Annotated in this window: 24 protein-coding genes, 1 tRNA gene and 2 pseudogenes; 12 read left to right on the forward strand and 15 right to left on the reverse strand. The window is 65.4% G+C overall.

The annotated features are described in order from the left end of the window. Together ACWCRJ_RS37405 and ACWCRJ_RS37410 are read left to right on the forward strand one after the other, a co-directional pair. The coding region (locus tag ACWCRJ_RS37405) for a hypothetical protein (protein WP_450943465.1) at positions 1-1389 on the forward strand (1389 nt) is incomplete at its 5' end. A 97-nt stretch (positions 1390-1486) separates the two neighbouring features. Then, positions 1487-2362, forward strand: coding sequence for a hypothetical protein (locus ACWCRJ_RS37410; RefSeq protein ID WP_450943466.1), 876 nt, complete (start codon positions 1487-1489; stop codon positions 2360-2362). Positions 2363-2699: 337 nt separating this feature from the next. On the opposite strand, the gene ACWCRJ_RS37415 is transcribed toward ACWCRJ_RS37410, so the two are convergent. From ACWCRJ_RS37415 to ACWCRJ_RS37425, 3 genes and pseudogenes are all read right to left on the reverse strand, one after another. Then, positions 2700-3560, reverse strand: coding sequence for a macro domain-containing protein (locus tag ACWCRJ_RS37415; protein WP_450943467.1), 861 nt, complete (start codon positions 3558-3560; stop codon positions 2700-2702). 20 nt (positions 3561-3580) lie between these two features. Further along, a pseudogene (locus tag ACWCRJ_RS37420) lies at positions 3581-3757 on the reverse strand (Rho termination factor N-terminal domain-containing protein); the annotation flags it as partial. A gap of 354 nt (positions 3758-4111) precedes the next feature. Next, positions 4112-4441: pseudogene (locus ACWCRJ_RS37425) on the reverse strand (toll/interleukin-1 receptor domain-containing protein); the annotation flags it as partial. A gap of 864 nt (positions 4442-5305) precedes the next feature. On the opposite strand from ACWCRJ_RS37425, the gene ACWCRJ_RS37430 reads away from it, so the two are divergent. Further along, entirely contained in the window at positions 5306-5770 is a 465-nt protein-coding gene (locus ACWCRJ_RS37430; protein ID WP_450943468.1) for a hypothetical protein, read from the forward strand. A 95-nt stretch (positions 5771-5865) separates the two neighbouring features. On the opposite strand, the gene ACWCRJ_RS37435 is transcribed toward ACWCRJ_RS37430, so the two are convergent. Beyond that, entirely contained in the window at positions 5866-6408 is a 543-nt protein-coding gene (locus ACWCRJ_RS37435) for a phosphoribosyltransferase (protein WP_450943469.1), read from the reverse strand. Then, entirely contained in the window at positions 6405-6980 is a 576-nt protein-coding gene (dcd, locus tag ACWCRJ_RS37440) for a dCTP deaminase (RefSeq protein WP_050398817.1), read from the reverse strand. The genes ACWCRJ_RS37435 and dcd overlap by 4 nt, the downstream gene beginning before the upstream one ends. Positions 6981-7606: 626 nt before the next feature. On the opposite strand from dcd, the gene ACWCRJ_RS37445 reads away from it, so the two are divergent. Then, positions 7607-7680 (forward strand) — tRNA-Gly (locus tag ACWCRJ_RS37445). A gap of 383 nt (positions 7681-8063) precedes the next feature. Further along, the gene (locus tag ACWCRJ_RS37450) at positions 8064-9134 is read left to right on the forward strand and encodes a hypothetical protein (protein WP_450943470.1); all 1071 of its coding nucleotides are present in this window, start codon (positions 8064-8066) and stop codon (positions 9132-9134) included. Positions 9135-9182: 48 nt separating this feature from the next. Here the strand turns inward: ACWCRJ_RS37450 and ACWCRJ_RS37455 are convergent, their stop codons facing one another. The 5 genes from ACWCRJ_RS37455 to ACWCRJ_RS37475 all read right to left on the reverse strand — a co-directional run bounded on the left by ACWCRJ_RS37455 (position 9183) and on the right by ACWCRJ_RS37475 (position 13687). After that, on the reverse strand, positions 9183-9662 hold the full coding sequence (locus tag ACWCRJ_RS37455) for an ASCH domain-containing protein (protein WP_450943471.1): 480 nt from the start codon (positions 9660-9662) through the stop codon (positions 9183-9185). Next, entirely contained in the window at positions 9659-11725 is a 2067-nt protein-coding gene (locus tag ACWCRJ_RS37460; RefSeq protein WP_450943472.1) for a GNAT family N-acetyltransferase, read from the reverse strand. Before ACWCRJ_RS37460 ends, ACWCRJ_RS37455 begins: the two co-directional genes overlap by 4 nt. A gap of 199 nt (positions 11726-11924) precedes the next feature. Beyond that, positions 11925-13076 carry a tyrosine-type recombinase/integrase gene (locus ACWCRJ_RS37465; RefSeq protein WP_450943473.1) on the reverse strand — a complete coding sequence of 384 codons (1152 nt, stop codon included), beginning with the start codon at positions 13074-13076 and terminating at the stop codon, positions 11925-11927. Next, entirely contained in the window at positions 13076-13288 is a 213-nt protein-coding gene (locus ACWCRJ_RS37470; protein WP_358597933.1) for a helix-turn-helix domain-containing protein, read from the reverse strand. Before ACWCRJ_RS37470 ends, ACWCRJ_RS37465 begins: the two co-directional genes overlap by 1 nt. Before the next feature lie 141 nt (positions 13289-13429). Then, the gene (locus tag ACWCRJ_RS37475) at positions 13430-13687 is read right to left on the reverse strand and encodes a helix-turn-helix domain-containing protein (protein ID WP_450943474.1); all 258 of its coding nucleotides are present in this window, start codon (positions 13685-13687) and stop codon (positions 13430-13432) included. A 480-nt stretch (positions 13688-14167) separates the two neighbouring features. On the opposite strand from ACWCRJ_RS37475, the gene ACWCRJ_RS37480 reads away from it, so the two are divergent. From ACWCRJ_RS37480 to ACWCRJ_RS37500, 5 genes are all read left to right on the forward strand, one after another. Then, positions 14168-15010, forward strand: coding sequence for a helix-turn-helix domain-containing protein (locus tag ACWCRJ_RS37480; protein WP_450943475.1), 843 nt, complete (start codon positions 14168-14170; stop codon positions 15008-15010). A gap of 7 nt (positions 15011-15017) precedes the next feature. Beyond that, positions 15018-15707, forward strand: a complete 690-nt coding sequence (locus ACWCRJ_RS37485) for a zinc finger domain-containing protein (RefSeq protein WP_450943476.1) — start codon at positions 15018-15020, stop codon at positions 15705-15707. 730 nt (positions 15708-16437) lie between these two features. Next, positions 16438-16836, forward strand: coding sequence for a plasmid mobilization relaxosome protein MobC (mobC, locus tag ACWCRJ_RS37490; protein WP_450943477.1), 399 nt, complete (start codon positions 16438-16440; stop codon positions 16834-16836). A gap of 4 nt (positions 16837-16840) precedes the next feature. After that, positions 16841-18511 carry a mobilization protein gene (locus ACWCRJ_RS37495; RefSeq protein WP_450943478.1) on the forward strand — a complete coding sequence of 557 codons (1671 nt, stop codon included), beginning with the start codon at positions 16841-16843 and terminating at the stop codon, positions 18509-18511. Positions 18512-18576: 65 nt separating this feature from the next. Continuing rightward, positions 18577-18969, forward strand: a complete 393-nt coding sequence (locus ACWCRJ_RS37500) for a hypothetical protein (RefSeq protein WP_450943479.1) — start codon at positions 18577-18579, stop codon at positions 18967-18969. A 357-nt stretch (positions 18970-19326) separates the two neighbouring features. On the opposite strand, the gene ACWCRJ_RS37505 is transcribed toward ACWCRJ_RS37500, so the two are convergent. From ACWCRJ_RS37505 to ACWCRJ_RS37525, 5 genes are all read right to left on the reverse strand, one after another. Further along, positions 19327-20076 carry a DUF317 domain-containing protein gene (locus tag ACWCRJ_RS37505; protein ID WP_450943480.1) on the reverse strand — a complete coding sequence of 250 codons (750 nt, stop codon included), beginning with the start codon at positions 20074-20076 and terminating at the stop codon, positions 19327-19329. Between the two features lie 289 nt (positions 20077-20365). Next, positions 20366-20545 (reverse strand): DUF397 domain-containing protein, encoded by a 180-nt coding sequence (locus ACWCRJ_RS37510; RefSeq protein ID WP_450943519.1) that lies wholly within the window; start codon positions 20543-20545, stop codon positions 20366-20368. Between the two features lie 19 nt (positions 20546-20564). Then, positions 20565-21419: a helix-turn-helix domain-containing protein gene (locus tag ACWCRJ_RS37515; protein ID WP_450943481.1), complete on the reverse strand. Its 855-nt coding sequence runs from the start codon at positions 21417-21419 to the stop codon at positions 20565-20567. A 7-nt stretch (positions 21420-21426) separates the two neighbouring features. Then, the gene (locus ACWCRJ_RS37520; RefSeq protein ID WP_450943482.1) at positions 21427-21951 is read right to left on the reverse strand and encodes a DUF6879 family protein; all 525 of its coding nucleotides are present in this window, start codon (positions 21949-21951) and stop codon (positions 21427-21429) included. Further along, positions 21911-22330, reverse strand: coding sequence for a hypothetical protein (locus tag ACWCRJ_RS37525; RefSeq protein WP_319316268.1), 420 nt, complete (start codon positions 22328-22330; stop codon positions 21911-21913). Before ACWCRJ_RS37525 ends, ACWCRJ_RS37520 begins: the two co-directional genes overlap by 41 nt. Before the next feature lie 207 nt (positions 22331-22537). Here ACWCRJ_RS37525 and ACWCRJ_RS37530 point away from each other — a divergent pair, with 207 nt between their 5' ends. Together ACWCRJ_RS37530 and ACWCRJ_RS37535 are read left to right on the forward strand one after the other, a co-directional pair. After that, a complete protein-coding gene (locus ACWCRJ_RS37530) occupies positions 22538-22897 on the forward strand; it encodes a hypothetical protein (RefSeq protein ID WP_450943483.1) in 360 nt (119 codons plus the stop codon). An 803-nt stretch (positions 22898-23700) separates the two neighbouring features. Then, on the forward strand, positions 23701-23871 hold the full coding sequence (locus tag ACWCRJ_RS37535) for a hypothetical protein (protein ID WP_172638966.1): 171 nt from the start codon (positions 23701-23703) through the stop codon (positions 23869-23871).

Below are 23871 nucleotides of genomic sequence, written 5' to 3' on the forward strand. Positions count from 1 at the left end.
ACCACGCCATGGACCTACTTGAAGAGGCCGCCGACACCGACGCCTGACAACGCCCCCGGCCCGGCAGAGACCCTTGACTCGGTCATTGAGACTCCACCGACCTTCAGCCTGACACCCGAGCTTGAGTTACTCGAAGGAGCCACGAATGATCTTCCTGCCAATATAAAATCCACTTCCCTCGCAAACGACCCCACATGGAAGCCGGAAAACGTGACCGACGACGACACGGCAGCGAAGACCAATGAATCAACCCCCGGACGCCAGGTGAAATTTCTATGCAGAGGCGCAATAGCCCTCCTTGCACTACAACGGGAGATCGACGACCGAGTGGCCGAGGTCGAGAATTTTCGAAATCAGCTAGAGGAGGACCCTCGCGTCATCTGGGCAGAAATAGAAGGCGATCAGAATTCTGACTTCATTACAGTTTCTAGCTTCTTTCCGGATGCCGAACGCACGAGATCAAGTTGCATCATTAAAGGATCCGACGGGTTCCCTGTGATGAGATTCGATCAGCCAATTGTTTTCAAAGTGACCGTCCCCATAGAGAACCAGCCGCAGCATCACGATGCCGATGACATCCCGACCGACACTTACTGGGTGGCGTGGAACGGCATAGTTGCCCTGGTCATGTGGAGGCACGAGTCGGAATCATCCCCCTTGTCTGGTGGCCACATAGTTTTCGACATCCTCGAAAGGGCCGTGAGCAGGTGTGGACATTCTCTTTATAACCAAGCGTGCTCTCCTGGGTGCGAGAACATCTTTCTACATACAAATATCCTACTGACGCCAAGCAAAGAATGCGAAAGGGTTCATTTTGTAAAGCGTAACGGGAGCGAGATTCACCTCCTGTTCGCCGAGTGGGAGGATGAAAAGGACTCACTGATCGATGTATTTTTCGACCTCGGCAACTCATACGAGAGCTTCGCGCACCAAAAGAATACCGGACGTCGGATCATCGACTTGGAAGCTGAAGCATACGCGCAGCTCCTACAGCTAATCTCCCATTACGCCGAGCATGCCCAGATAGCAACCAAGCCCATCTTTCGCCGCGTTATTGCGAGCTGGCGCGGGCGGGGATGGAAATCGGAGGTCCGACTTCTCGGCGCTCAAACATGGCTCTGCATTTCAGGTATTGAAATCCTCAAACGGAATTGGATCGACGAGAAGAAGAGCTTCGATGACGATATTGAAGAATCCGGCATAGAGGAAATATTCATTGCCGACTACGGGGATGATGTCGCCAAGATTGAAAGCCTCGACCTGAGTAGACTTGATCGCCTATGTAGCCAGATGGAGGCAAGGATTGACAATACGGCTTCGCTGCGGACAACTGCCGGCGGAGCCGCAGCCGGCGCCGCAGCCGGCTTTCTGGCATCTCTCCTCTTCTAGGACCAGGTCGACGGCGAGCAGCCCTTGGGAAGCCGCAAGGCGGCAGCGCTGCCCCCAACTGGCACCCGTTGTCTGTATCTGCCGTTAACCTGCCACCATGGCCCTTCGAACCATCACGCTGAGCGTCCTGATCGCCTCTCCGGGCGACACGGCAGCTGAGCGCGACACCGTGGAAGATGTTGTCCGGAGCTGGAACAGCGATCACACCCTGCAACGGAGAGTTCATCTGCTGCCCCTGCGCTGGGAGATGGGTGCGGTCCCACTCGTAGGGCAGCAAGATGCGCAGGAAGTAATCAATGAGCAGTTCGCCGACGCTGCCGATATTGTCATCGCAGTCTTCAATAGCCGCCTCGGCCAAGCCACGAAACGCGCAGCCTCGGGTACAGCCGAGGAGATTCTCCGAGCCCGCGATCGTGGTGCCACCGTGCACGTCTTCTTCTCCGACGCACCAGTTCCCCGCAACCACGATCCGGAGCAGCTCAAGGCACTGAATGCTTTCCGCAAGGAGCTACAGGAGCACGGGCTCACAGGCAGCTACGCGTCGCCTGACGACCTCACTGCCAAGGTGCGGACCTGCTTGGAGCGTGACGCGTACAAGATCGGCGACGTGGGGGAAGACGATGCTTCCCCGGCGCGCTCCGGTGCTGTACTGCGGTCCAGCTACCTGTACGACACGGAGCCTAGGCAGGACAGGAGTGGTCGTATCAAGATGCGGCGAGCCAAGCAGCGCCTCCATGTTGAGAATCTGGGGGATGCAGCTGCAGAAGGCGTAGCCCTGGAGATCAAGCCTGTCGGTGATGGGAACAGCCCGATAGCGCTCGGTCCCCTGACTGCTGGCCGCATCTCACCAAAGGCTTACGTCGACTTCCCGGTAGCACTTGACGCGAGCACGGCACCGCAGGGGACGGTTACTCACCGATGGGCTGAAGACGGAGAGCCCCACTCTGAGGAACAGACGATCTCCTGGACGTAGGAGGGTCTGTCTCACCGGAGGTATGGGACGGTGCGGACAACCACGGCGATGGATCAAGTCGCACTACAACCGCATCAGATTGAGCACAGAACGCCCGGATCGTCGTTCAGTCCGAACACCACCCGCAGATGCACGAAGTCCGACGGGCAAGCCCGCGCCCGAAATCGCTCGCAGATGACGAGCTCCGTTCCAGCCACGGGCCCCGAGCGGCGCGGCCCGGACACTTTGTCCGGGCCTCTGGGCTAATGCATTTCGCGTGCAGGCTGAGCCGTCTGTGACGGGGTAAGTAGCTCCCGCTGATCCGACTGTTCTTGTACTTCCCTCGATCAGGGGACCGTCACAAGGTCCTCAAGAACCGTCTGATGTCAACCATGTCGACGGAACCTCGGTCCTTAGAATGAACAATGATTGACAGCTTTCGAGACACCATATCTTCGCGCGTGGATGCAACAAAGGACAGAGCGATCATCTTGATCAAGCTATTCCTGTCCATCGAGCCTACGCGAGCTAGCTCTGATCCAATCACCGGAACGGCAACAGGCTCAAGCGAGCCGTACGTTCGTATCGCGTTCCAGGCGCAGTCCAAGCTCTTCCAGAGAGCATCAACGGACGAAGATACTCGCAAATCGTTACCCATGCGTCCGTACGCAAGAGCATAGAATTTCGATCCGCTCAAATGCAGTACGAGAGTCGTGCCGATGGCGTAACGGGCAAGTTTTCCGGATCGTTTGGAATCCCTGCTTTCGCGGGCAATAACAGGGTGCTCACGAAGTGCAGCATCGAGTAACACGTCAAGCCGAGTAATGTCGTCCCGATAATATTGAGACTGAAACTGCCCCTGCACGCTTCCAGGGCTGATTACAATACCTCCTTCGGGGTCGGTATCGAAGGTATCAGTGAAACCGATAACCAGGTTTCCGGACTCGTTGAAAAGATCTCCGCACTTCACTTCTATCATGAAATCGGGACGACCGAAGCTCTGGCGGATACTCAATCGCGGCCAAGCATGAGCTAATCCTAAGAAGAGACAGCCGAGTGCCAGGCTGCACAGGATCCACCAACCATGGCGCGCCCATTGAGGCCAGATGGCGAGCAAGATTTGATAAATCGCGCTCAAGAGGCCGAAGGACGTCAATGCTGCACCAGCAACCTCGGCTACACCATGACCCGAAAAGATTTCACGCAGTTCGCGCCGCATGTCACACACCTACCTCAGGTCTCGGCCGTGTCGACGCTCGGCGAACTACTCTGCTGCTCCTTGATTGCATCGATCAGCTGGGATTTTCTCATTCGGTGAGCATCACGGATTCCCAACCCAGCTGCTACTTGGTGCAGCTCGGCCAGGACCATTCCTTCCAATCCCGTACCTCGTCGCCGCCGCCCTCTGGGACCTGACTCGATATCCTCAGACTGGTTTACAATGGTCCGAATGTATCGATCGGGGGAGTCCACCATGGCCTGCGCCAGTTGGTGACTGGAATACATCAGAGCGTCTTCCAATTGCACCAGTCGGCGCTCTTGCTGTCGCATCAATAGGAGCATCTCGGAGAGCATGTCAGAATTGCTCCTATTGGAGCTACTTCGACTGCCAGTCGACGATGCGCGGACCTTTCCCAACTGACTTTCCAAGTCTGGCCAAAGTCGATCGAATGTGCGCGCCAAGCGCTCCTGGGTGATGGCTGAATCTTTCAGCGCAGAATTCATGTCCTGCATGAGTTTGCCGACATCGCTCTTGCTGGAGCTATCGGTGGCTTGGAATTGGGCCATAGGGCCTGTCAGATCGGATGGCTTCATATCCAGCAGAAGGGGGATCACGAGTGCACTTTCGACCTGCTTTGACAATGCGCCGGCCTCGAAGTTCACCCATTGTGAATTCTGATTATCTGCCGTAACACACAGGATTCCGAAGTTACATTCCTCGAGTTCGTCGGCTATTTCTCGCAGACCCCTTCCGCCTTTGCCAATGTCGTGCTCTGACATCCACGGCTCTACTGCTTGAATCACGTCCGGAAGCCACGTTCTGAGAACGACTGCCATCTTCTTAGATCGCTCGCCCGACCAACTCAAAAAAGCCTTCACGCCCGTTCCTTCCCTGCGCAGGGTGATCTAGTGGTCAAAGTGTATTGTTGAGCGAGTTCACATGAGTCGCGTTGCGCAAAATCTGATGCGAGGCCCGCCCCTACATTGCCTTCGGCGCGCGAGCGTAGCGCTAGTCACCTGTCACGCCGGGTTGCAAGCACGCGGGGGTGTCTGGGCCGCTGTCGCCACCTCGCGGGGCATCTCCGACGTGATCGAACGTCGAGCGCTGGGGGTCGAGCCGAGGCGCGAAGCCGACGGACAGGTCGAGATGGAATGTTGAGCCCCGAGCCGTCGGTGTCCAACCTTCACGCAGAGCAAGGCGAACAGCAGAGGCAACACACGCCGGCCTTACAGGCTCAGCCTCTCGACTGATCCAGTTGCTCGGATGCGGCTTGTTCGTCGTGACCACCAATGTCGCCCCGGAGAGTCCGCATCCTCCACCGCGAACGTGCACGGCGACCAGACAAGCCCCTGGAAGTACGTCGGCCTGCCTCGCAGTCGCCAGCAAGAGGCCGTACCGTCGATGACGATCCGTCGTGCCCCCTTGCGGACCAGCGCCATAGCTCCCCTTCAACAGCGGCGATGCCAGCGAGCCCGATCCCGCCGTCCGTCTCAGTTTCCGTCTCGTTCAGCGCCGTTCGCGCCCGTTCAGACGAGGCAGAAGCCCGTAGCCGTTCTTGCGATCGACCGTCCACAAACGCAGGTGAACGCTCCTGTACACAACCCAGCACCGCACCAACACAGTTGGAAAGCGTGCGCCCTACGTCGTGGCTCCGGGGACCAGCCCAGAACGGCGAGGACACCGCGGTAGCATCCCGCATGCCCATCCCATGGAGATCCAGCGCCGAGGTATTCGCGCAGATCTTGAGACAGCGCGGGATCGAGCCCGATGCCGTACACAACGTCGATGCCGCCTGGGATGCCTTCGGCGAGTTCTGCCAGGTCGAGGTCGACGGGATCGAGCGCCCCAGGGACGACGGCGACGGCTTCATCGCCGAATGGGGCCGGTGGGACTGGAACGACGACCAGCCTTCGCTGTCCTTCGGGCGGCTGCTCGCTGTCACGGGAGCCGGCGGACGTGATGATCCCGAGTGGCAGCCTGAGTACTGGAAGGTGGAACTGCAGCTCGTCTTCGCCGAGGACCCGGCATGGGCCGATCTCGGCAGCCTCAGGTGTCAGGACACCGGGTACAACTTCGACGAGATCGGTACCCCGAGGGCGGCCGCACTCGTGAAGGTGCGCCGGTTCATCACGTCCTGTCCCCAGCTGGCAGCCATGTGGCGAGCCGAGCCCACTCGCAGTGAACTGACCTTTGAGCAAGCGGGGTAGTTGCCGCGCCCTGTAGAGCGGGTATGCCGAAGCCCTCGGCGATCGCCGAGGGCTTCTTGCGTTGCCGGTCCGCTGTGGCCCGCAATACCCGCAGGTCAGACCGCTTCCTTGTTCTCCTTGGGCGCCCCGCCCAACCTATGTACCGGAGGCAAGACACTCCACGGGAAGTTGATCCAGTCGTCCGTCCGCTTCCACACGTACTCGCACTTCACGAGGGACTGGGGCTTCTCGTAGATCACGGCGGAGCGGACCTCGGCCACGGCGTCGAGGCAGAAGTCGTGGACGAGCTTGAGCGTCTTGCCCGTGTCGGCGACGTCGTCCGTGATCAGGACCTTCTTGTCGGAGAAGTCGATCGCGTTCGGGACGGGCGCGAGCATGACGGGCATGTCGAGGGTCGTGCCGACGCCGGTGTAGAACTCCACGTTCACGAGGTGGATGTTCTTGCAGTCCAGGGCGTAGGCCAGCCCGCCGGCGACGAAGACGCCGCCGCGGGCGATGGAGAGGATGATGTCGGGCTCGTACCCGTCGTCGGCGATCGTCTGCGCGAGTTCGCGTACGGCGGTGCCGAACGCCTCGTAGGTGAGGTTCTCGCGGGCGGGCGCGTCGTCGCTCGCCCCGGCCGTCTGCTCGGCGCTCACACCTGGGTCCGGTGGAAGTTGAGGAAGGACCGTGAGGCGGTCGGCCCGCGCTGCCCCTGGTAGCGGGAGCCGTAGCGCTCGCTGCCGTACGGGAACTCGGCCGGCGAACTGAGCCGGAACAGGCACAGCTGCCCGATCTTCATACCCGGCCAGAGCTTGATCGGAAGCGTCGCGAGGTTCGACAGCTCAAGGGTCACGTGCCCGGAGAAACCGGGGTCGATGAACCCGGCGGTGGAGTGCGTGACGAGCCCGAGCCGCCCGAGGGAACTCTTGCCCTCCAGTCGCGAGGCGAGATCGTCGGGGAGGGTGATGACCTCGTACGTACTCGCGAGCACGAACTCGCCCGGATGCAGGATGAACGGCTCGTCGCCCTCGGGCTCCACGAGCCGCGTGAGGTCGGACTGTTCGACTGACGGGTCGATGTGGGGGTACCGGTGGTTCTCGAACACCCGGAAGAACCGGTCGAGACGCACGTCGACGCTCGACGGCTGCACCATGGATTCGTCGTACGGATCGATGCGAACCCGTCCGGCGTCGATCTCGGCCCGGATGTCCTTGTCTGAGAGAAGCACGCCCCGAGGATACGCAAGACGCGCGGACCGCCCCTAACCAGCCGGACGAACCCGCGCGCCTGTCTGCTCCTGCTGTGCCCGCTTCTAATGCATCAGCTGCTTCTACTGCACCTGCTGCTTCTACTGCATCAGCTGCATCTACCGCTTCTGCTACATCTACCGCTTCTGCTACATCTACCGCTTCTGCAGCGCCACCGGTACGACACTGCGCAACCGTGCGCAGCGTGGGCAGCGCATGAGGCGACCGGGGCCGAGGCGTTCGGCCTGCTGCATCGGGAACGAAGCGGTGCTGAACATGTGCCCATCGGCACAGCGGACGACGGTGCGCTCCATCAAGTCCAAGAGTCCCTTCCCCAAGAGGCGCGTCTGGCTGTCGACCTACGTCGACCTGACGACGAACCGCCACATTACGGGATACTCGGGACGGCCCTCCAGGCGGCACTCCGATCCCGCCGAAGCCCCACCCGGAGCCTCTTCCGCACCTCCACCGTACGCCCCAACTCCCGCGCCCCGCAGCCCCGTCCCCGCCCCACAAACACAACGGGGCCCCACGCCTTCAGCGCGCGGGGCCCGACATGAGGTAAAGTAACGACGCGTTCCGACACCGGCACCGACCGGCGTCTTACGCGGGTGTAGTTTAATGGTAGAACATCAGCTTCCCAAGCTGAGAGCGCGAGTTCGATTCTCGTCACCCGCTCCATGCGAAACCCCCAGGCCAGAGGCCCGGGGGCTCTTTGTTGTCTAGACCATTTTTGGGGTTCCGTGCCCTCCACGTGCCCTAAGTCGCGCGAATGTGCCCACCAGGGGACCGTCAGAGGGTTTTTCTGACGACACGTCAGCCAATCGTCTTGAATGGTGAGACGTATTTTCTGTGACCTGGGTCACAGGTGGCGCAAATGGCGAGCAAGTCGCGCGCGCAAAGTCTCAGTTCAGTAGGTGCCGCACGCCGCCGTGGCCAAGTTGGTGATGCCGACTGGAACCTCGTCTTGACGATGATGAACTCACCGTCGCGCCCTTCACGGAACCTCGTTGTCAGTGGTGCTCATTAGGCTCGTCAGTGCCATCAACACCAGGAGGCGCCGCATGAGTGGATTCAAGGTCAATAGACGGGCGATCGAGAAGATGCAGCGCGATATCGCCAAGGAATTCGAGCGGGCGGCCCGTAAGCATCCGGTCCGCGCCCCGATCGAGGTGGGCACCCCAGACCTTGCCACCTGGGTTCCAGCAGGACCCATCGAGAGGGATCCACACCTCTCTCGGCTCTTGCTGTGGATCGACGACCTAGCCGCTCTCCAGCCAGCGGTCGCTGCCGATGTGGCGACGTTTGTGCAGACAGAGGGACTTCCAGAGTCCGATGCCAAGAACCTCGCACTCCAACTGGAGAAGCATGGACTGGTGAGGGTCTATCGTAATCTGACAGGAAACAACTCCGAGGTGGCCCTGATCGACGCAGGTGTCCTTGAGGCAAGACGCCTCAGAGCGCTGCGCACGGATTCGGTCACGCGGCTCATCCACGCATGCGATGCCTTGGTGCATTGGTTGTTCCAGGTAGGCCGCAGCCGGGACTACGTCGAGGTCATGGCCTTCGTGACAGCTCCAGGGTCGTACTTCGCCGGGGACTCGCTGACTGTGGACGAGATTCTCAGCGCCCTGGACTACCTGACTCAGCGGGGGCTGATTCGCCGCGCGCCCACCCGACCTGACAGCGCGACTTCGATCAAGGCCGCGATCACCGACTCAGGCACCGACTGTGTACTTTCCGGAGGATCCGTGAGCGGCTACCTCAGCCGCCAGCAGCGCGCTGGCGACACGTACAGCTTCAACAACTCTTCCGGCATCGTCGCGGGATCCCAACAGAGCGTGGTGCAGAACAACAACTTCGGCTTCGACGCCTCCGCCCTCGCCGAGTTCGCGACCCTCGTAAGGCAGATCGCCCCGACGCTCGGAGCCTCGCCCGAGCAACAGGAAGCCCTCATCCAGGACGTCGAAGTACTGGAGGAAGCGACATCCGCAGAGGAACTGGAGCCCGGACGGATCAGGGCCGCGTATCTGCGCGTACAGGAGGCCCTGGGCGCGATCACGACCACGACAGCCGGCCTCACTCTGCTGGCGCAGCAGGGGCAGGAGGCGTACCAAGCAGTATTTGGCGGCTGACCAACGGTAAGAGAACTCCGGCGACCAATCGTCCGAAGCTCTCCGCCCTTACACGTGGGCCGCGTCCGGCATCGCTCGGCGCAGCACGCTGCCCACAGTCGGCCCAGCCTCTGATACCTGACACAGTTCAGCACTCTTCAGATAGCGATAGCTCTGCGGAGGGTGGAAGGTCCCCGCAGCACGCAGCGCGCTGAGCGTCACCGGCTCGTCGAAGGACACGGGGTCCTCCAAGGTGAGACCGCTCGCTTGGGCCGCGCCGTCCATGTAGGCGTCGTACTCGCGCCGGGTGATCCCCGTCTGGCTGCGGTGGGCCGACCAGACCTCCTTGGGAGAGGCGACATGCACCGCAGCGATGCGCGCCATGCCCACCAAGGCCATGGTGGGCGCGGTCGCGTACAGCAGAACTGGGGTTCCGGGAGGGGCTGCGACGCGTTGGCGGCGGACCTCCACCGTCTTGCTGCCGGCCAGGATCGCGGTGGCGAAGCGCGGGTGGACGGACAGCAGCATCGCGCGTTCCGGATCGTTCACGTCGTTCGGTGCCCCTCTTTGTAGACCGCCTGGAACAGCTCGTTGCTGATCTTCGACAGCGAGATCAGCATGTTCGACGACCACGGTAGTCCTAGCTCCGTGGCCAGCGAGCTCAATCGCCGCAGCGTCACCGGCTTGGGAAAGATCTCGGTGTCCGAGAACCTCAGCGCCATGGCGTGGCCGGAGACATCAGCGGCTTCTTGTACCTCCGCCCGACCATATGCGCCCAGGTGTTCGAATTTCGAGAAGAGGGCGTCGGGTGTGTCGATAAGCACCTCGTCGAGGCGCGAACTGCCCACCACCATCTGGCCGTCCATGTGGGCGCCCCCGTCGCTGACGTACCAAAGGAGGCGGGCAGGAACGCTTTCGCCTCGGCGCCCCGAGGAACGGTAGTAGACGTGCTCCCTGCTGATGCCGAGGACGTGGCTGCGCAGCAGGAGCATGGCCGGAACGTTGAACAGCTCGGTGGACCAGCGCGGCTTGATCGGCAGCAGGAAGGACGGCAACTCGGAGTCGATGACCTTCGCCGGCCACCAGGCGCGCTCCACCACAGCGGCCACCTCAGCCGGCATCTGCGCGTGCAGGGCAGTTGCCTCCACGGTCAGCTCACGAGCGAGTCCGCCGGCCACCGCCTCCACCTCGGCTGCCGTACCGCACACATCCACCAGGAGAGCAACGAACTTGCCGTCGTACTCGAAGAAGCCGTCGTCCCCAGCGGCGGCCTTGGCCACAGCTGGGAGATACGGGTCGCTGATGCGTACGGTCTCCGCCCCGCAGTCGCGCCCCTGACGCTTCAGCAGGAAGAGAATCTGCCTGGCCAGTGTCTCTTCCAGCGGATGATTCGCAGTTCGGAGTACGGGGACGATCAGCGTCCGGCCGTCCAACGCCCATGCGTAGAGGGCGACCGGGTGGCCCTGGCCGTCCCTCAGCAGCTCGCGACGCCACGCGACCGTGTCATCCGTGAGCGACCGAAGGCGCTCGGCGAAAGCCGAGCCGTCGTCGCCGCCCGACTGGTTGAAGAAGGCCACCAGCTCGTCCTCCGCACCTGGTGCCACCTCGCTCGACCGGAACTCCGTGCCCATCAGATCGGCCGGGCGATACACCTGGGCTTGCCGCAACTCGTCCACGTGGAGCGTCACGGTGGAGGGCGATACGACGCGGACACGGGCGACTTCCCAAGCCACGTCGGCAAGACGGGACAGGAGCGGGTTCCGGGTGGCCAGGACTTGAAGGCCGGCGCACGATGTCTCGGCCACGTAGTGCAGGCAGCGTCGGAGTGTCGCGTCGACGGGGAGGTCTGCAAGCGACTCCGCGGCTGCCTTCAGCAGCTCAGCCGTTCGTCCGGCCACAGCCTCGGAGGCAGGGGTGAGCTGGCGTAGGCCGTGGAGCGCTGCCCGCTGATGCTGACGCTCGGCGGTATCGCCGACGTCCCGGATCTGGTGGACCAGTTGGGGCGTGTAGGCGAGTTCGACGAGGTCCGTCATCCAGCCCGCCTCCAGCGCGCGGGACTCCTCCGCATCGGTCGTTTCGGCGAGTCCGCGCAGATCGGCGAAGACACCGTGGTCGACGGTCACCACCAGCAGCGCGTCGCTCTCCACCTCCGTGAACAGGTCCGGGTGCCCGAGGTCCAGCCACCATCCGTCGAGGATCTCTCCATCCCGGCCGCGTCCGCGCACCTCACCATTCGGGACGAACCCCAGGCTCGTCCACATGTCGCTCAGTTCGTAGTCCCGTCGGCATTTGGCCTTGATGCCGAGCCGTTGGGGATAGCGCTGCTTGATGGCCTCCACCAGCAGTCGGGCGATACCCCGGCCGCGCTGTTCCTCCGCAACGCACAGGTGGGCGAGACGTATATGGGCACTCCTCTTCGGGAGCCCGAACAGCGCGTAGCCGATCACTTCGTCCGCTTCGACGGCGACCAGGAGCCCTCCGTTCTCCGCCGCCTGCCGATACGCGGGAGGCGTCAGCAGCCCCAGCGTCTTTGTGTAGCGATCGCCCAGCGCCACGGCCTTGTCGATCAACTCGACCTGCGCAGGCAACGCGGGAAGAACCTTGACCGCCATCGTTCCCCCTCCAGAAGGATCGGCCAAGGCCGACCTCAACTCCCCTGTCAGTACATACAGGGAAAGCTGATCTCAACCGAAGCCAACCCTCAAGGGGGCACGAGGGGCGCACGGTACTGCAGAGGCTGTCACGGAGCGGGTACTGCCGTACGGACCCCGGCCAAGACCTGTCCAACCGGGATCCGTACGGCCACCGTTGTCACGCTTCCTCGGCGTGCCGCCCCTCAGCGTCCGGGCTTCGCAGCTGCTGCCGTACCTCGGCGTCGATGCCTTGTGCCAGCCTCCGCTGGTGCTTCGTCGTCGAGTGCTGGTAGATCAGCTGGGCGCGCTCCGAGGACTGGCCGGCGCGGACCATGAGGTCCTTCAGCTTGGCGCCTGTGTCGGCGGCCAGGGTGTTCCCGGTGTGGCGGAGGTCGTAGAAGCGGAAGTTGTCCGGCATGCCGACCTTGGTCCTCGCCTTGCGCCATTTGCGGCCGAAGGTCGAGCGGCGGAAGGGTGCGCCCTTCTCCCCGATGAAGAGGAGTCCGTCCCGCTCCTTCTCGGCGAACCACTGAAGGTGGCGACGCAGTTCCGGGAGCAGAAAGTCGGGCAGGTAGACGGTGCGCTTTCCCGCCCGGGTCTTGGGGTCGCCGGTGACGCGCCTGCCGTTCGTCAGCTCCGGCGAAGCCTGTGTGACGCGCAGGGAGCATTCGTCGAGATCGACACTGTGACGGCGTAGTTCAGCCAGCTCCTCCGGGCGGAGGGAGGCGAAGGCGCCGAGCAGGACCATCAGGCGCCAGCGCGGTCCCATGGCGTCGGCGAGGTCGAAGACCTGCTCGATGGTGGCGGTGGGGCGTTCGTCGGCCTCCTCCTTGCCGGCGCCCTTGATGCGGCATGGGTTGTTGCGGAGGAGGTCGTCGTCGACCGCGGTCTGAAGGATGGCCTTCAGTAGGCGGTACGACTTGGCGACCGTGGTGGCGCCGGTGGCCTTCAGGCGGTCGGCTCGCCATGAGCGGACGGAGGGTGGGGTGATCTCGTCCAGGTTCTTGCCGCCGAAGGCCGGCAGGATGTGGAGGCAGAGCAGTCCGTCGTAGCGGTCGACGGTGGTGGGAGCCAGGCCGCGTTCCTCCAGCCAACGGAGTGTGTACTTCTCGAAGTTGATCGCGCCGGCGTCAGGGTCACTCCATGTGCTGCGCTCGATGTCCGCGCGGACGAGGTTGAGCCAGTCCTGGGCGTCAGACTTGGTCTCGAACGTCTCCGGTGCTTTGTGCCGCTGGCCGTCCGGTCCGAGGTAGCGGGCCTGCCATCGGCCGGAGGCGAGCTTGCGTACCGTGCCGAACTCGCGCCGCCGCTGCGGCTTGCGTGCCGCCATCAGGCCGCCTTCCCGTAGCGGGCACGGATGCGGCGGACCGGCTCGACGGTGCGCGCCTCGACGTACTCGGTGATCGCGCTCTCGGGGATGCGGACCGGGCGGCCGAGCTTCACGTAGCGGATGCGGCGCTCGGCAATCAGGCGGCGGACGAAGCGCTCGCCCGTGCCGAGCATTTCGCCGGCCTCGGCCACGGTCAGGAGGCGGTCAGCCATTCACGGTCACCTCCTGCCCGGTGTGGGCGGTGCGCTGGGAGCGGGGAAGGGCAGGGGGTATTACGGGTCGGCGCAAGGGCGTTGGGTCCTTTACTCGGGGTGGTGCGGTGTGGCAGGCCGTTCGGCGGGCGTCGCCTGGAACTACGCGGCGCGGATCCCATGGAGGAGGGTCAGGGGCGAGACGCGGAGAGCCTGGGCGAGGGCGACGAGGTCGTCGATGTCACAGCGGCGCTGGGCGCGTTCGATGCGGGACAGCATCGTGTTGGTCATCGGACGGCCGAGGGCGGTGACGCGGGCGGCGAGCTCGCGCTGGGCGAGGCCGCGTTCGGTGCGGAGAATTTCGATGGTGCGAGCGGCCCGTATTCCGGCCGGTCCGATTTCCAGGGATCGTGCTGCCATGGCTCCATTTGTAGCTTCCATTCGCCGGTTTGGTTAACCGGCGATCGTCGGCTATGTTGCGCCCGGCGGACGGGCGGGGATTACTTCGGGGCAGGGTTCTGAGTATCCGGTTGGCGGTGTCTTCGCCAGCCCGATGGCATGCTCTGACGTGGGGTGTTGTGTTGTAGCTTGCACTCTCAGCGGGAGTCAACGGGTTCCCGATGTGATGCTTCTGGCTTCACCTGACGGTGCATTATTTCGGTGACCGGCGATCCGGGTTTATGGTTCTGTTCCTGCCTCGCAGCACACGTTCGCCGTCAGCTGTCTGATTTCCCGGCGGAATGCTGGACTTGTGCGGCATGGGTGTGGCTGTCTTGGCTATACGAAGCCACCAGCCCTCCCCCGCGCCTTCGGACCGGGGCTGTGTGCAACCCCCTCCCCGTGCACCGCCCGACGAGGGTCGATCGCACCTCTCCGTACTGACCTAGGAGCCGCCGCCCGATGAGCTACGACGCCCGCGAATGGGTGTGGGACCACAGCCGCAGCAAGGGCACCGCCCGCATGGTCCTCGCCCTGATCGCCGACCGGTGCCGCGACCGGCACTGCGTCGCGTACGCGTCCGTGCCCACCCTCATGAAACGCGCCAACGCCTCCCGCACCGCCGTGCGCGACGCGCTGACCAAGCTGATCGCCAGCGGCGAGCTGGTGCAGCTCCCCCACCGCAAGGGGCCACGGGGAGAGACGTACTACCTCCTCCCGGTTGCCGCCCGGTTCCTCGCGGACCAGTCCCGGGAAGGGGGCCAAAATCCGGCCCCCCAAGGGGGTCAGGTTCCGGCCCTCGGGGGGTCGGTATCCGACCCTGCCAAGCACTTCGAGGGGGGATCGGAATCCGACCCCGGGGAACGGAATCCGACCCCCGGGGGGTACGGATTCCGACCCGATGGGGGTGCAGATTCCGGCCCCCAGAACAGAAGAGAACCGAAGGTGAACGGTAAGAGCAGCAGCTCTGCCCCGCTCATCTCCGCCACCGAGTGGCACATCGACGACGACGCCCGTGCCTGGCTGCAGCACCACGGCCACCTCGACCGACTCGGCGAGCATGCCCTGCACACCGCCGACGAGAAGTGGCGCACCTACCGGGCCACCTGGGCGCCCCGCACCGCCGCCGCGTGGGCCGCCGACTGGCGCGCGTGGATCGCCCGGGAACACACCCCCACCCCTGGCCGCGCCAACCTCTACGCCCTACCCGGCGGCACCCCCACGGCAGCCACTGGCATGACGCGCTCCGAGGCGCATATGGCCGCCCTGCTCGCCGCCCTCGACGAACCGACAGGAACGGAGTAACCCGCCTTTGAACCGACGCGAAGTCGCCGCCGTCCTCGCCTTCATCGGACGCCTCGACCCCCGCACCATCCGCACCGGCACGGGCGACGCCCGTGACCAGATCGCCCAGTGGCAGGAGCTGCTCGACGACGTGCCCTTCGCCACCGACCACGGCTGGGACGTCCGCGAAGCGATACGGTCCCACGTCCTCGACTCGCCGTACCCGATCCTGCCCGTGGACGTCGCCCGCAGATGGCGTGCCCACCGACGCGACCGCCTCGACCGGCACACCGACCCCACTCCAACTGCCGACCCCGACGACCCGGTCGCCTGGCGTGCCGAGCTGCTCCGTGCCCGGAACGCTGTCGCCGCCGGCATGGCCGCCCCGTCGACGCATCGGCAGATCACCAGCGATGGCCGGCCTCGGGACGTCGAGGAGCGCCTGCGCGAGATCGGGTCGTGCATCCCGCCGACCGTTCGTGCCGAGTTGGACCGCTACCGTCCGACCCGCGCCGCGCGCGAGGCCGCCGTCGCCGAGGGCGTCCCCGATGCGCTCGGTGTCCGGTGCGACTGGTGCCACGTCTCCGTGGGCTCCCCGTGCCGTCAACGCAGGGCGAGCCCTGACGGAGCCGCCCGGGGCAATGCCGTACGTGCGACTCCCCACCCGTCGCGCGTCGACCTCGCCGCTGCCCGGATGGACCGACGCCGAGCTGCGTGACGCGGCCCGGCTTCGCTCCTCGCGGCAGCTTCGTGGGACTACGGCCGTCGGTCCCGAACCGGTCGTACACGGTCCCGACGAGCACTTCGGGGACCGCGTCCCGGGGACCGTGCCGACGGCTGCCGGGGACCGGTCCCCTCTGAAACCGCAGCTCAGAGGGACTTTTATTGCGGTCCCCGGAGCGTCCCCAGCAACGGGGACCGTCCCCGGAGCAGCCCCCTTCGGTCCCTGCCGGGACCGGGACCGTGCGGTGAAAGGGGGACGGTCCCCGTGACGACGTGTCAGGGGGACCGTCCCCGATGAGCATCGCGTCCCCGTCCCCGTCCCCAATTGTCTGAGGAGCGTGCACCGCAGCGCTTTGGGGACCGGTCCCCGTTGCGCCCCTCGCAACCACAGCCCTGCCCCTGACCGCACCTACCACAGGTCCCACGACCGTCGAATCGCTCCGGGCACTGGCCTCATCTGCCATCGCTCGGCGCTTCGGCGGCTCAGCACCTCTACCGACCACACCCCCGGAGAACCACACGTGCACGACCGACACCACGAAGACACCAACCGGCAGGAGACGCCCATCGCCCCGAACAACCGCGCAGCAAGTTGTCCGGTAAGGAGTCCTTACCCGGCCCCCGCCCCGGGGGAGGCGGAGGCATCCGGCGCAGGGGCGTCGGAGTCGGCCGGCCCGGGGGGACCGACCGAGACAGGGGGCGAGACCACGTCGTCGTCGCACCCTGTGCAGCCGTCCGCTCCGCGTCGCCGCCTGCGCCAGCAGCGTCTGCGTGAGCGCCGTGTCCATCCCCGCTACAGCGACATCGAGTTCGCCGAACTCGCACGCGCCGCCGACGTCAGCCGGATGCCGGTCGGCGGCTACGTCGCCGAGGCATCACTGGCCGCCGCCCGCGCCGAGGACCCCTCGGCCGCGGTCGCCGACTACCGCGCCATGGTCAAGGCGCTGCTGGCCACCAACAGACAGCTCGGCGGCGTCGGCAACAACCTCAACCAACTCACCTGGCACCTCAACAAGGACGGCGCCTGGCCCCAGCCCGACACCGTCCTCCGCCTCCTGGCGCGCATCGAAGCGGCCATCGCCGCCGTCGACACCGCAGTCGCCCAGGTCGTAGAGGGGCGGTGAGCCGGTGATACCGAAGATCATCCTCGGCAAGGGAGACACCCGCCGCCTGATCGCCTACCTCTTCGGCAAGGGCACCGCCAACGAACACGTCGACCCGCACCTGGTGGCGTCCTGGAACGGCTTCGCCCCCGACCCCGGCCGCAGCCCTCACCGCGACCCCAAGGAGGTGGAGAAGCAGCTCCACACCCAGCTCGACCAGCCAGTGGTTATGCTCGGCCGCCGGGCACCCCAGACCACCGTCTGGCACTGCCCGGTCCGCGCCGCCCCCGAGGACCCCATCCTGACCGACGACCAGTGGGCCGAGATCGCCCGCCGGATCGTGGCAGCAGCCGGCATCGCCCCCACCGCAGACACGGAAGCATGCCGCTGGGTGGCCGTACGCCACGCCGACGACCACATCCACATCGCCGCCACCCTCGTCCGCCAGGACGGCCGCCGCCCCCGCCGAGACCACGACATACGCGCCGTTCAGAAGGAAGCCCGCCAGATCGAAATCGACTACGGGATCCGCCGGTTGAAGCCCGGCGACGGCACCGCTGCCAAACGCCCCACCAGCAAGGAGCACTTCAAAGCCAGGCGCCTGGGCCAGGACGCCACCTCCCGCGAGATCCTGCGTCTACGCGTACGCCGCGCGATGGCCGCCGCCTCCACCGAGGCCGAGTTCTTCGCCCTGCTGGAGGCCACCGGCGTGACCGTGCGCCTCAAGCTCGGCCCGTCCGGCGACGCGCTCGGCTGCAACTTCGCCCTGCCCGGCGACACCAACGACAAGGGCGGGCCCGTGTTCTACGCCGGTTCCACCCTCGCCGGCGACCTCTCCCTGCCCAAGATCCGCCAACGCATCGCCACCACCAGCCCCGAACCGGTGACTGTCCGGCCGGGCAACCCCTGGCACCAGGCCACCGCCGCCACCGAACGCATCCCCCACCACCTCACCCGCAGCAACGACGAAGCGGCCCAGGGCCAGCTGGCCGCGCTCGGCGGAGCACTCGACCTGCTCCCGCTCACCGCTCCCGCCGCGGCGAGGGCCGAACTCGAACGAGCCGCCGTCGCCTTCGAGCGCGCCACCCGCTCCCGCGTCGCCGCCGACCACGCCAGCTCCCGCGTCCTGCGTCGCAGTGTCCAGGCGATCTGGAAGGACCCCGCACAGCATGGGGACGGTGCCGGGCTGGCGATGCTGCTGGACGTGGCGCTCACCGCGGTCGCCTACGCGATGCACTGGCACCGCACCCGCCAGCACGCCCAACAGCAAGCGGCAGCCGAGCAGACCCTCATCCACCTGCAGACCGCGTACGCGCAGATCGCTGGACCGGTCCTGGCCGGCCTCGCCAGCCGGGCACCCAGCCCACAGATCAAACGCCGCTACGCCCACCAGCTCCAGCAGGCGGTTCCCGAACACGCCGAACGCATCCTGGACGACGCCGCCTGGGACGCCTTGGCCACCGTGCTCGCCGAGGCAGAAGCAGCCGGACACAACGCGACCGCGCTCCTCGATCGGGCCCTCAACCAGCGCACGCTGGACGACGCCCGCAGCCCCGCGCGAGCACTGACCTGGCGTATCCGCCGCCTCGGCGAACGCCACGCACCCGGCCCACGAGCCCAGGCAGCCAACGCTGGCCACGCCGCAGCGCACCCCACCGCTCCTCGCCCGCAGGAACCCCAGACCCGGCGGCGCTGAACGCCCCTACGCCCGGCCGCCACATCACCGACACGGCGCACACGACACAGCACAAGGAATTGCCCATGCCCCAGCCCTCTGTCCGCCCCAACATCGTCGTCCTCCTCACCGAAGTGGACAGCACCAGCGGCGACGACCCGTCGCTCCTGTATCGCCGCAATGGGACCGCGTTCACCACGGCCGAGCACGACCTGATCTGCACCGCTACCCCGGCAGAGATGACCGCCGCAAAGGCGCAGCAACGGCTTGAGAACGAGTGGGCATGTGAAACCCACGAGATGCAGAAGGCCCTCGTCGACCTCTTCACGAAGTACGCCGACCAACTCCCCGACGGCTCCCTGTGCAGCAACATCTACGCCACCATGACCGACGAGGACTACGCGGAATACGAGCGCCTGGCCAAGATCGTCGCCGCACGAACCGGCCTCGAATACCGCGCCGAGCACGAAGACAACTGACCGTACGCACACCAACGGCGGCCCACCCAGTGGGCCGCCGTTGCGGCAGGACTGAAACGGCTGCCGATTCCCCCCGTGACGATCACCGTCCCGGTACGGACGGCCGTCTCCTTGACGATGCGGCTGCGCCCGCCAGCGGCGAAGGCCAGAAGCTGGCTGCACCGCTCGTTGCCCAGCCGGGCGACGAGCACCTTCTGCGCCGTGACCGTGACGGGGGTACCGCCGGCGAGGACCTGGTGGGTGGGGCAGGAGGTCATCGCGTCGAAGATGTGGCCCACGCTCTGGGAGAGCTTGTCCTCGGCATCGCTGTTGTCATCCAGCGGGCACAGCAGCGTGCCTCTGCTCGGACAGGAGCCGTCAGCCGCGGCGGACGACGGTGAGCCGGCCCTCGGCGCTCTCGGGCACGGTGCGGCGGGGCACCGGAACCGGCGAGGCGAGCGAGGAGGCGAACGCTGCAACCAGGCCGTGGGGGACGCTGGCGCTGAAGCTGGCACACCACAGATATGGGGCGCCAAGAACGGGCTCCGCCCACGCCTGCCAGCCCACCAGGTCAGGACGCGGGTCGGCATCCTCGATGAGGGGCGGCAGCATCTCCAGGGACACACTGGAGCAGAACCCGGGGTCCACCGCGGTGGTGCGAGGCCGATCCACGTCACGCATCCAGCCGCGGGCACAGAGCGCGTCGAGGACGGTCTCGGGCCCCTCGAAGCCGACGTCGGGCGTCTTACAAGCGCCGATCTCCACGAGTAGATCGGCGAGCGCCTCGTACGGGGTGCCGACGGTGAAGTACGCGTTCCACTCCGCCATCACGGACGTGGCATGTGAGCGGGCGCTCAACTGCCAGGCAACCGGCAGCCCACCCAGCTCGAACGGGTAGGCCGCGAGGACCCACTCGGCGCCGCACAGCCCGTTGGGGCTCACGTACAGCAGGGTGCTGCGGGAGGTTGGCCACATATGCCAGTCAAGGTCGGCCAGGGTGTCGCCGATTCGCTCGGCAAGCGCGCCATCGTCACCGGCCAAGTGACGCGGCGAGACCCAGTACACCGGGTCTGGTGAGTCGGGATGGGAGGGATCGCTGGGGTGGTGCGAGTGCAGGGGCGCCTCCATAGGCTCGGAAATGGATCAGTCACCGTCGAGAGGGGATGGGCAGCAGCTATCGGTCACAGGCAGAGAGGCTGCGTATGAGGTCATGGACGTCGACCATCTGACCTGGGTCCGCTGGCGAGGTGTTGCAGGTTGCCATGCTACTGCCGCCAGGCACCAGCCCTTTCGGGATCTTTTCTGTCTGCCTGGGGCGAACTGACGTCCTCGGATGGCGACTTGCGTCGAGCAGCTCTCGCCGATCTGATAACCAAGGGATGATCGGCACCGATCATAAGGGCCTACGCGAACGACATCAGCGCTGCCTCTGCCTGGTGTGCTCCACGAAGGCCGTCCACGTGACTCGTTGGACTTCGATCATTCCCCGGCCACGTGCCTTGGTGTCCCGGATTATCACGGTGGTCGGGTCGTTGTCTGCTACTTCGACGCAGTTCTGCGTTTCTGTGTAGGAGCTGGTTCGCCAGTTCGGGGTCATCGGCTGCACGTGCGCTCTCCTAGTCGTTCGGGATCTGGTCGTAGTGCTGGATCGCCGTGGAGATGAGGTCTCGGACGGCGGTGCCGTAGACCGCTGACTGCTTCAGGAGGGCGAACGCCTTGGTGTACAGCTCGATTTCTCGGGGCTGGGAGACGGAGAACTCCGCCGAGTAGGTCTCGACGAGGACGAGTCGGCTGTCGAACATCGAGAACGCGTTGCCCGGCCAGATGAGGGTCGGGGCGGACTTGGGGACGATGCCCAGGCTGAGGCGGGGCAGGCGCATCACCGCCAGGAGGCGGTCGAGCTGTCCCTTCATCACTTCTGGGCCGCCGAAGTTGGTGTAGAGGGCTTGTTCGCCGAGGAGGACGTTGAAGATGCGCTCGCCCTGGTACAGGTACTGCTGGCGTTCGAGTCGCTTCGCCACGGCCGCTTCGGTGTCGTTGGGTATCTCGTAGTAGCTGACGCCCTGTTGGAAGACCTCGGCGGCGTAGTCCGCGGTCTGGAGGGTTCCCCAGATGAGTGTGGGGTGCCAGATGCGGAAGACCTTGGTCTTGGCGTAGACCGGGATGGCTTGGCGTTGTCGTTTCTCGACGCCGGTCTGGAGTTGCCGGCGCCATTCGAGCCACAGTTCGTCGACGTGGCGGACGATCGCGACCAGGTCGCCGAGTTGGTCGCCCTGGCCGGTCGTCTCGCACCAGACTCGGATGTCGTCCTCGCTGGGGCGCTGCTTGCCGTTCTCGATGCGGGAGACCTTCGACTCCTGCCACGTGGTGGCGCGCGCGAATGCCCGGCCGCTGGCGAATCCGGCATCTTTGCGGAAGCCGCGCAGCCGGGCACCGAGCGCTTGCAGTGCCTCTTGTACTTGGGTGCTCACGGGTCGGTCAGGGCTTGTACTCGGGGTGCGGGGTGGCGGCGGACCACAGCAGGTCCCTTAGGCGTACGCACTCGGCCACGATGTCCGGGTCCTCGATCAGTTCCGACCCGAGCACCCTGCCGTCGGGTGCGAAGTGGCCCACGGCGAGCAGGCGGTCGTCGTACAGCCACCAGTCGTTGCCTCCCACGGGGAAGGTGACGTCCTCCGGCAGGCGGTGCCGGGGCAGCCAGCGGATCTCCTCGCCGGCCTCCTCGTTGAGGGCGGTGGTGGCGTGCTCCCACTGGATGTAGGGGGTGTGCGGCTCGGTGATGACTCGGACGCGTCGGACGGTTTTCTCTTCTCCGGTGACGCGCCGGATGAGCTGCGTCCAGGGCTCCATGTAGGAGTAGTCGACGGTCTCGCCGCGGAGCCAGCTCGTGAACGGGCTGTCCTCGTCGGGGACGGAGTAGTCGTCCCTCAGCTCCAGATGGAATGCGTCCTGCGCGAAGCTCTCAAAGAGCCGGTTGCGCTCGGCGCTGGAGATCAGCTCCACGCGGTTCCTCCAGTAGGGCGGTGATCGCGGCCTTGGGGACCTCGACCACGGTCTCGTAGTCCGGAATCTCCATCTGGGCCAACGCCTCGGGGTCGGTCACCTCGCGGCCCTGGACGACGAACGTACCGCTCGGCGTCAGGATCATGATCGGATCCTCGACGCGCCTGATCTCCCCGGCCGCCAGGCCGTCGTTGGTGAGGTGCTCGAACAGCTCTGTGGGCACCTCCACCGCCGTCTCCCCCTCCGGGATCTCAAGCTGCATCAGCAGGTCGTTCGCGAAGATCTTCCAGCCCTGGACGAGGTAGGTGTCCCGGTCCGTGGCGTACAGGGTCGGGCAGTCGCCGACCGTGGAGTTCTTACCAAGGAACCGTAGCTTCATGGCCGTTCTCCTGTCTGCTGCCTTGCTTGGGTTTGCGCGACATGACGATGGTCGACGGGCGATTGTGGGCCGTCAATCGGCTTGCTGCAAACTCGCGCAATCTCCTTGGGACTTGGATGACGGCCGCTCTACGTTCGTCTCCGAACCCGAGCAACCGAGGCAGTCGCCGCAGGTTGCGGTACCGAGGGGAGATGCGTGGTGACCACCGTGACTGACAGACGCAAGGCTCCAGCCGTCGACAACCAGCCCATCGACACGGAGCCGATCGCGGACAGCACCGACGCCGCCCTGAGGATGAAGCTGGGCACCTCCACCCGCGAGAGCATCGACATCAGGACCACGGCCGTCATCGAGCAGCTGAACCGGCTTCTCCGCGTGGACCTGGGCGCGGACGAGGACCCCGACATCAGGCATCTGGTCAGACGGGCGAACAAGCTGCTGGAGCTGTCAGCGCGTCCTACGAAGGAGACGCCGGCCTTTAGCGCCTTCTTCTTCATGCGCGACGTCGCCAGTCTCACCCGCCGGCTGCTGTGGGTCTGCCCGGAGGCAGGCGGCCATGCGCCCTGATCACCCCGTGCTCCTTCACGCCTCTCCCACGCCAGCACGCGCCGTCTGCGAGCCTGAGTCCGGGTTCTGGTGCGAGTGGCGTCATACGGATGGGCGGCGCATCAGCTGTGCCGCGCAGCCGACCGCCGCTTCGGCTGTCCGATGGGCACGCATTCAAGTCCGCGTCATCGCCTCGGCCGCTGAGCCAGCCTTCATCGACCTTCTCGTGGACCGACGTGCCCAGAGCTGGCGGAACGCTGTCTCAACTCTTCAACAGGGTGTGGATTTCACGCTGCCGCTCGCAGCGGGACCGTACTCCTTCGTGTGGCACGCGCGCCCCGTCGCCTTTCTGCCCCTCGTCGGCGGCAACCCGATGCCCCATCTCCCAGAAGGAACGCCATGGGGGTGAGGCCAGGAGAGTTGTGGAGCCGTTTCGACTGGGCGAACGGAAGCTGCTTCAGGTGCGAGCAGACGAACGTTCCCGTGGCCGAGGTGGGCGAGATCGCGGTGGCGGGCACGGCGTTTCCTCTCTGTGCCTGCCAGTGGTGTGTCTTCAGGCTCGAACAGCTCCACTGGACGATGAGCGAGCGTGCCGCCCGCCAGAGGAACGCCGGCCCGGCTTCCGCACAGTCCATTCCCCCCGGCCAGTGGCCCACCACGGTGCCATTCAACAGACCGCCCGCCCACGTCGCGTAGGAGAACGGCCGCGTCCTGGGCGGGCCTTCAATCCCCGCTCCCGCTGTTCGAGCTGGAGGTATCCCCAACCTCAGAAGGACAGGTCACAGCGGGAGTGGGCCGCACCGCCACGAGAAGAGAGGGCCGCCTTGGCAACCGAGGAACCAGACGACGACACGTTGTTCGACCTGATCGGCGCCGTCGGCGCCGGAATCAATGCCAGTAAGGACGAGGGACTTCCCCTTGACGTGCGCGAACTCGCCGCTGACCTGGCTGACAACACCGCAGACAGGCTGGCCCAGTTCAAGAAGACGACGTAG

It is taken from the genome of Streptomyces sp. NPDC002324 (assembly GCF_053593335.1).

Excerpts from the sequence above, each read along its gene's own strand:
- ACWCRJ_RS37410 (WP_450943466.1), top strand. The coding sequence starts at position 1,487 with ATGGCCCTTCGAACCATCACGCTGAGCGTCCTGATCGCCTCTCCGGGC.
- ACWCRJ_RS37415 (WP_450943467.1), bottom strand. The coding sequence starts at position 3,560 with ATGCGGCGCGAACTGCGTGAAATCTTTTCGGGTCATGGTGTAGCCGAG.
- ACWCRJ_RS37450 (WP_450943470.1), top strand. The coding sequence starts at position 8,064 with ATGAGTGGATTCAAGGTCAATAGACGGGCGATCGAGAAGATGCAGCGC.
- ACWCRJ_RS37460 (WP_450943472.1), bottom strand. The coding sequence starts at position 11,725 with ATGGCGGTCAAGGTTCTTCCCGCGTTGCCTGCGCAGGTCGAGTTGATC.
- ACWCRJ_RS37465 (WP_450943473.1), bottom strand. The coding sequence starts at position 13,076 with ATGGCGGCACGCAAGCCGCAGCGGCGGCGCGAGTTCGGCACGGTACGC.
- ACWCRJ_RS37470 (WP_358597933.1), bottom strand. The coding sequence starts at position 13,288 with ATGGCTGACCGCCTCCTGACCGTGGCCGAGGCCGGCGAAATGCTCGGC.
- ACWCRJ_RS37475 (WP_450943474.1), bottom strand. The coding sequence starts at position 13,687 with ATGGCAGCACGATCCCTGGAAATCGGACCGGCCGGAATACGGGCCGCT.
- ACWCRJ_RS37480 (WP_450943475.1), top strand. The coding sequence starts at position 14,168 with ATGAGCTACGACGCCCGCGAATGGGTGTGGGACCACAGCCGCAGCAAG.
- ACWCRJ_RS37500 (WP_450943479.1), top strand. The coding sequence starts at position 18,577 with ATGCCCCAGCCCTCTGTCCGCCCCAACATCGTCGTCCTCCTCACCGAA.
- ACWCRJ_RS37505 (WP_450943480.1), bottom strand. The coding sequence starts at position 20,076 with ATGGAGGCGCCCCTGCACTCGCACCACCCCAGCGATCCCTCCCATCCC.
- ACWCRJ_RS37510 (WP_450943519.1), bottom strand. The coding sequence starts at position 20,545 with ATGACCCCGAACTGGCGAACCAGCTCCTACACAGAAACGCAGAACTGC.
- ACWCRJ_RS37525 (WP_319316268.1), bottom strand. The coding sequence starts at position 22,330 with ATGAAGCTACGGTTCCTTGGTAAGAACTCCACGGTCGGCGACTGCCCG.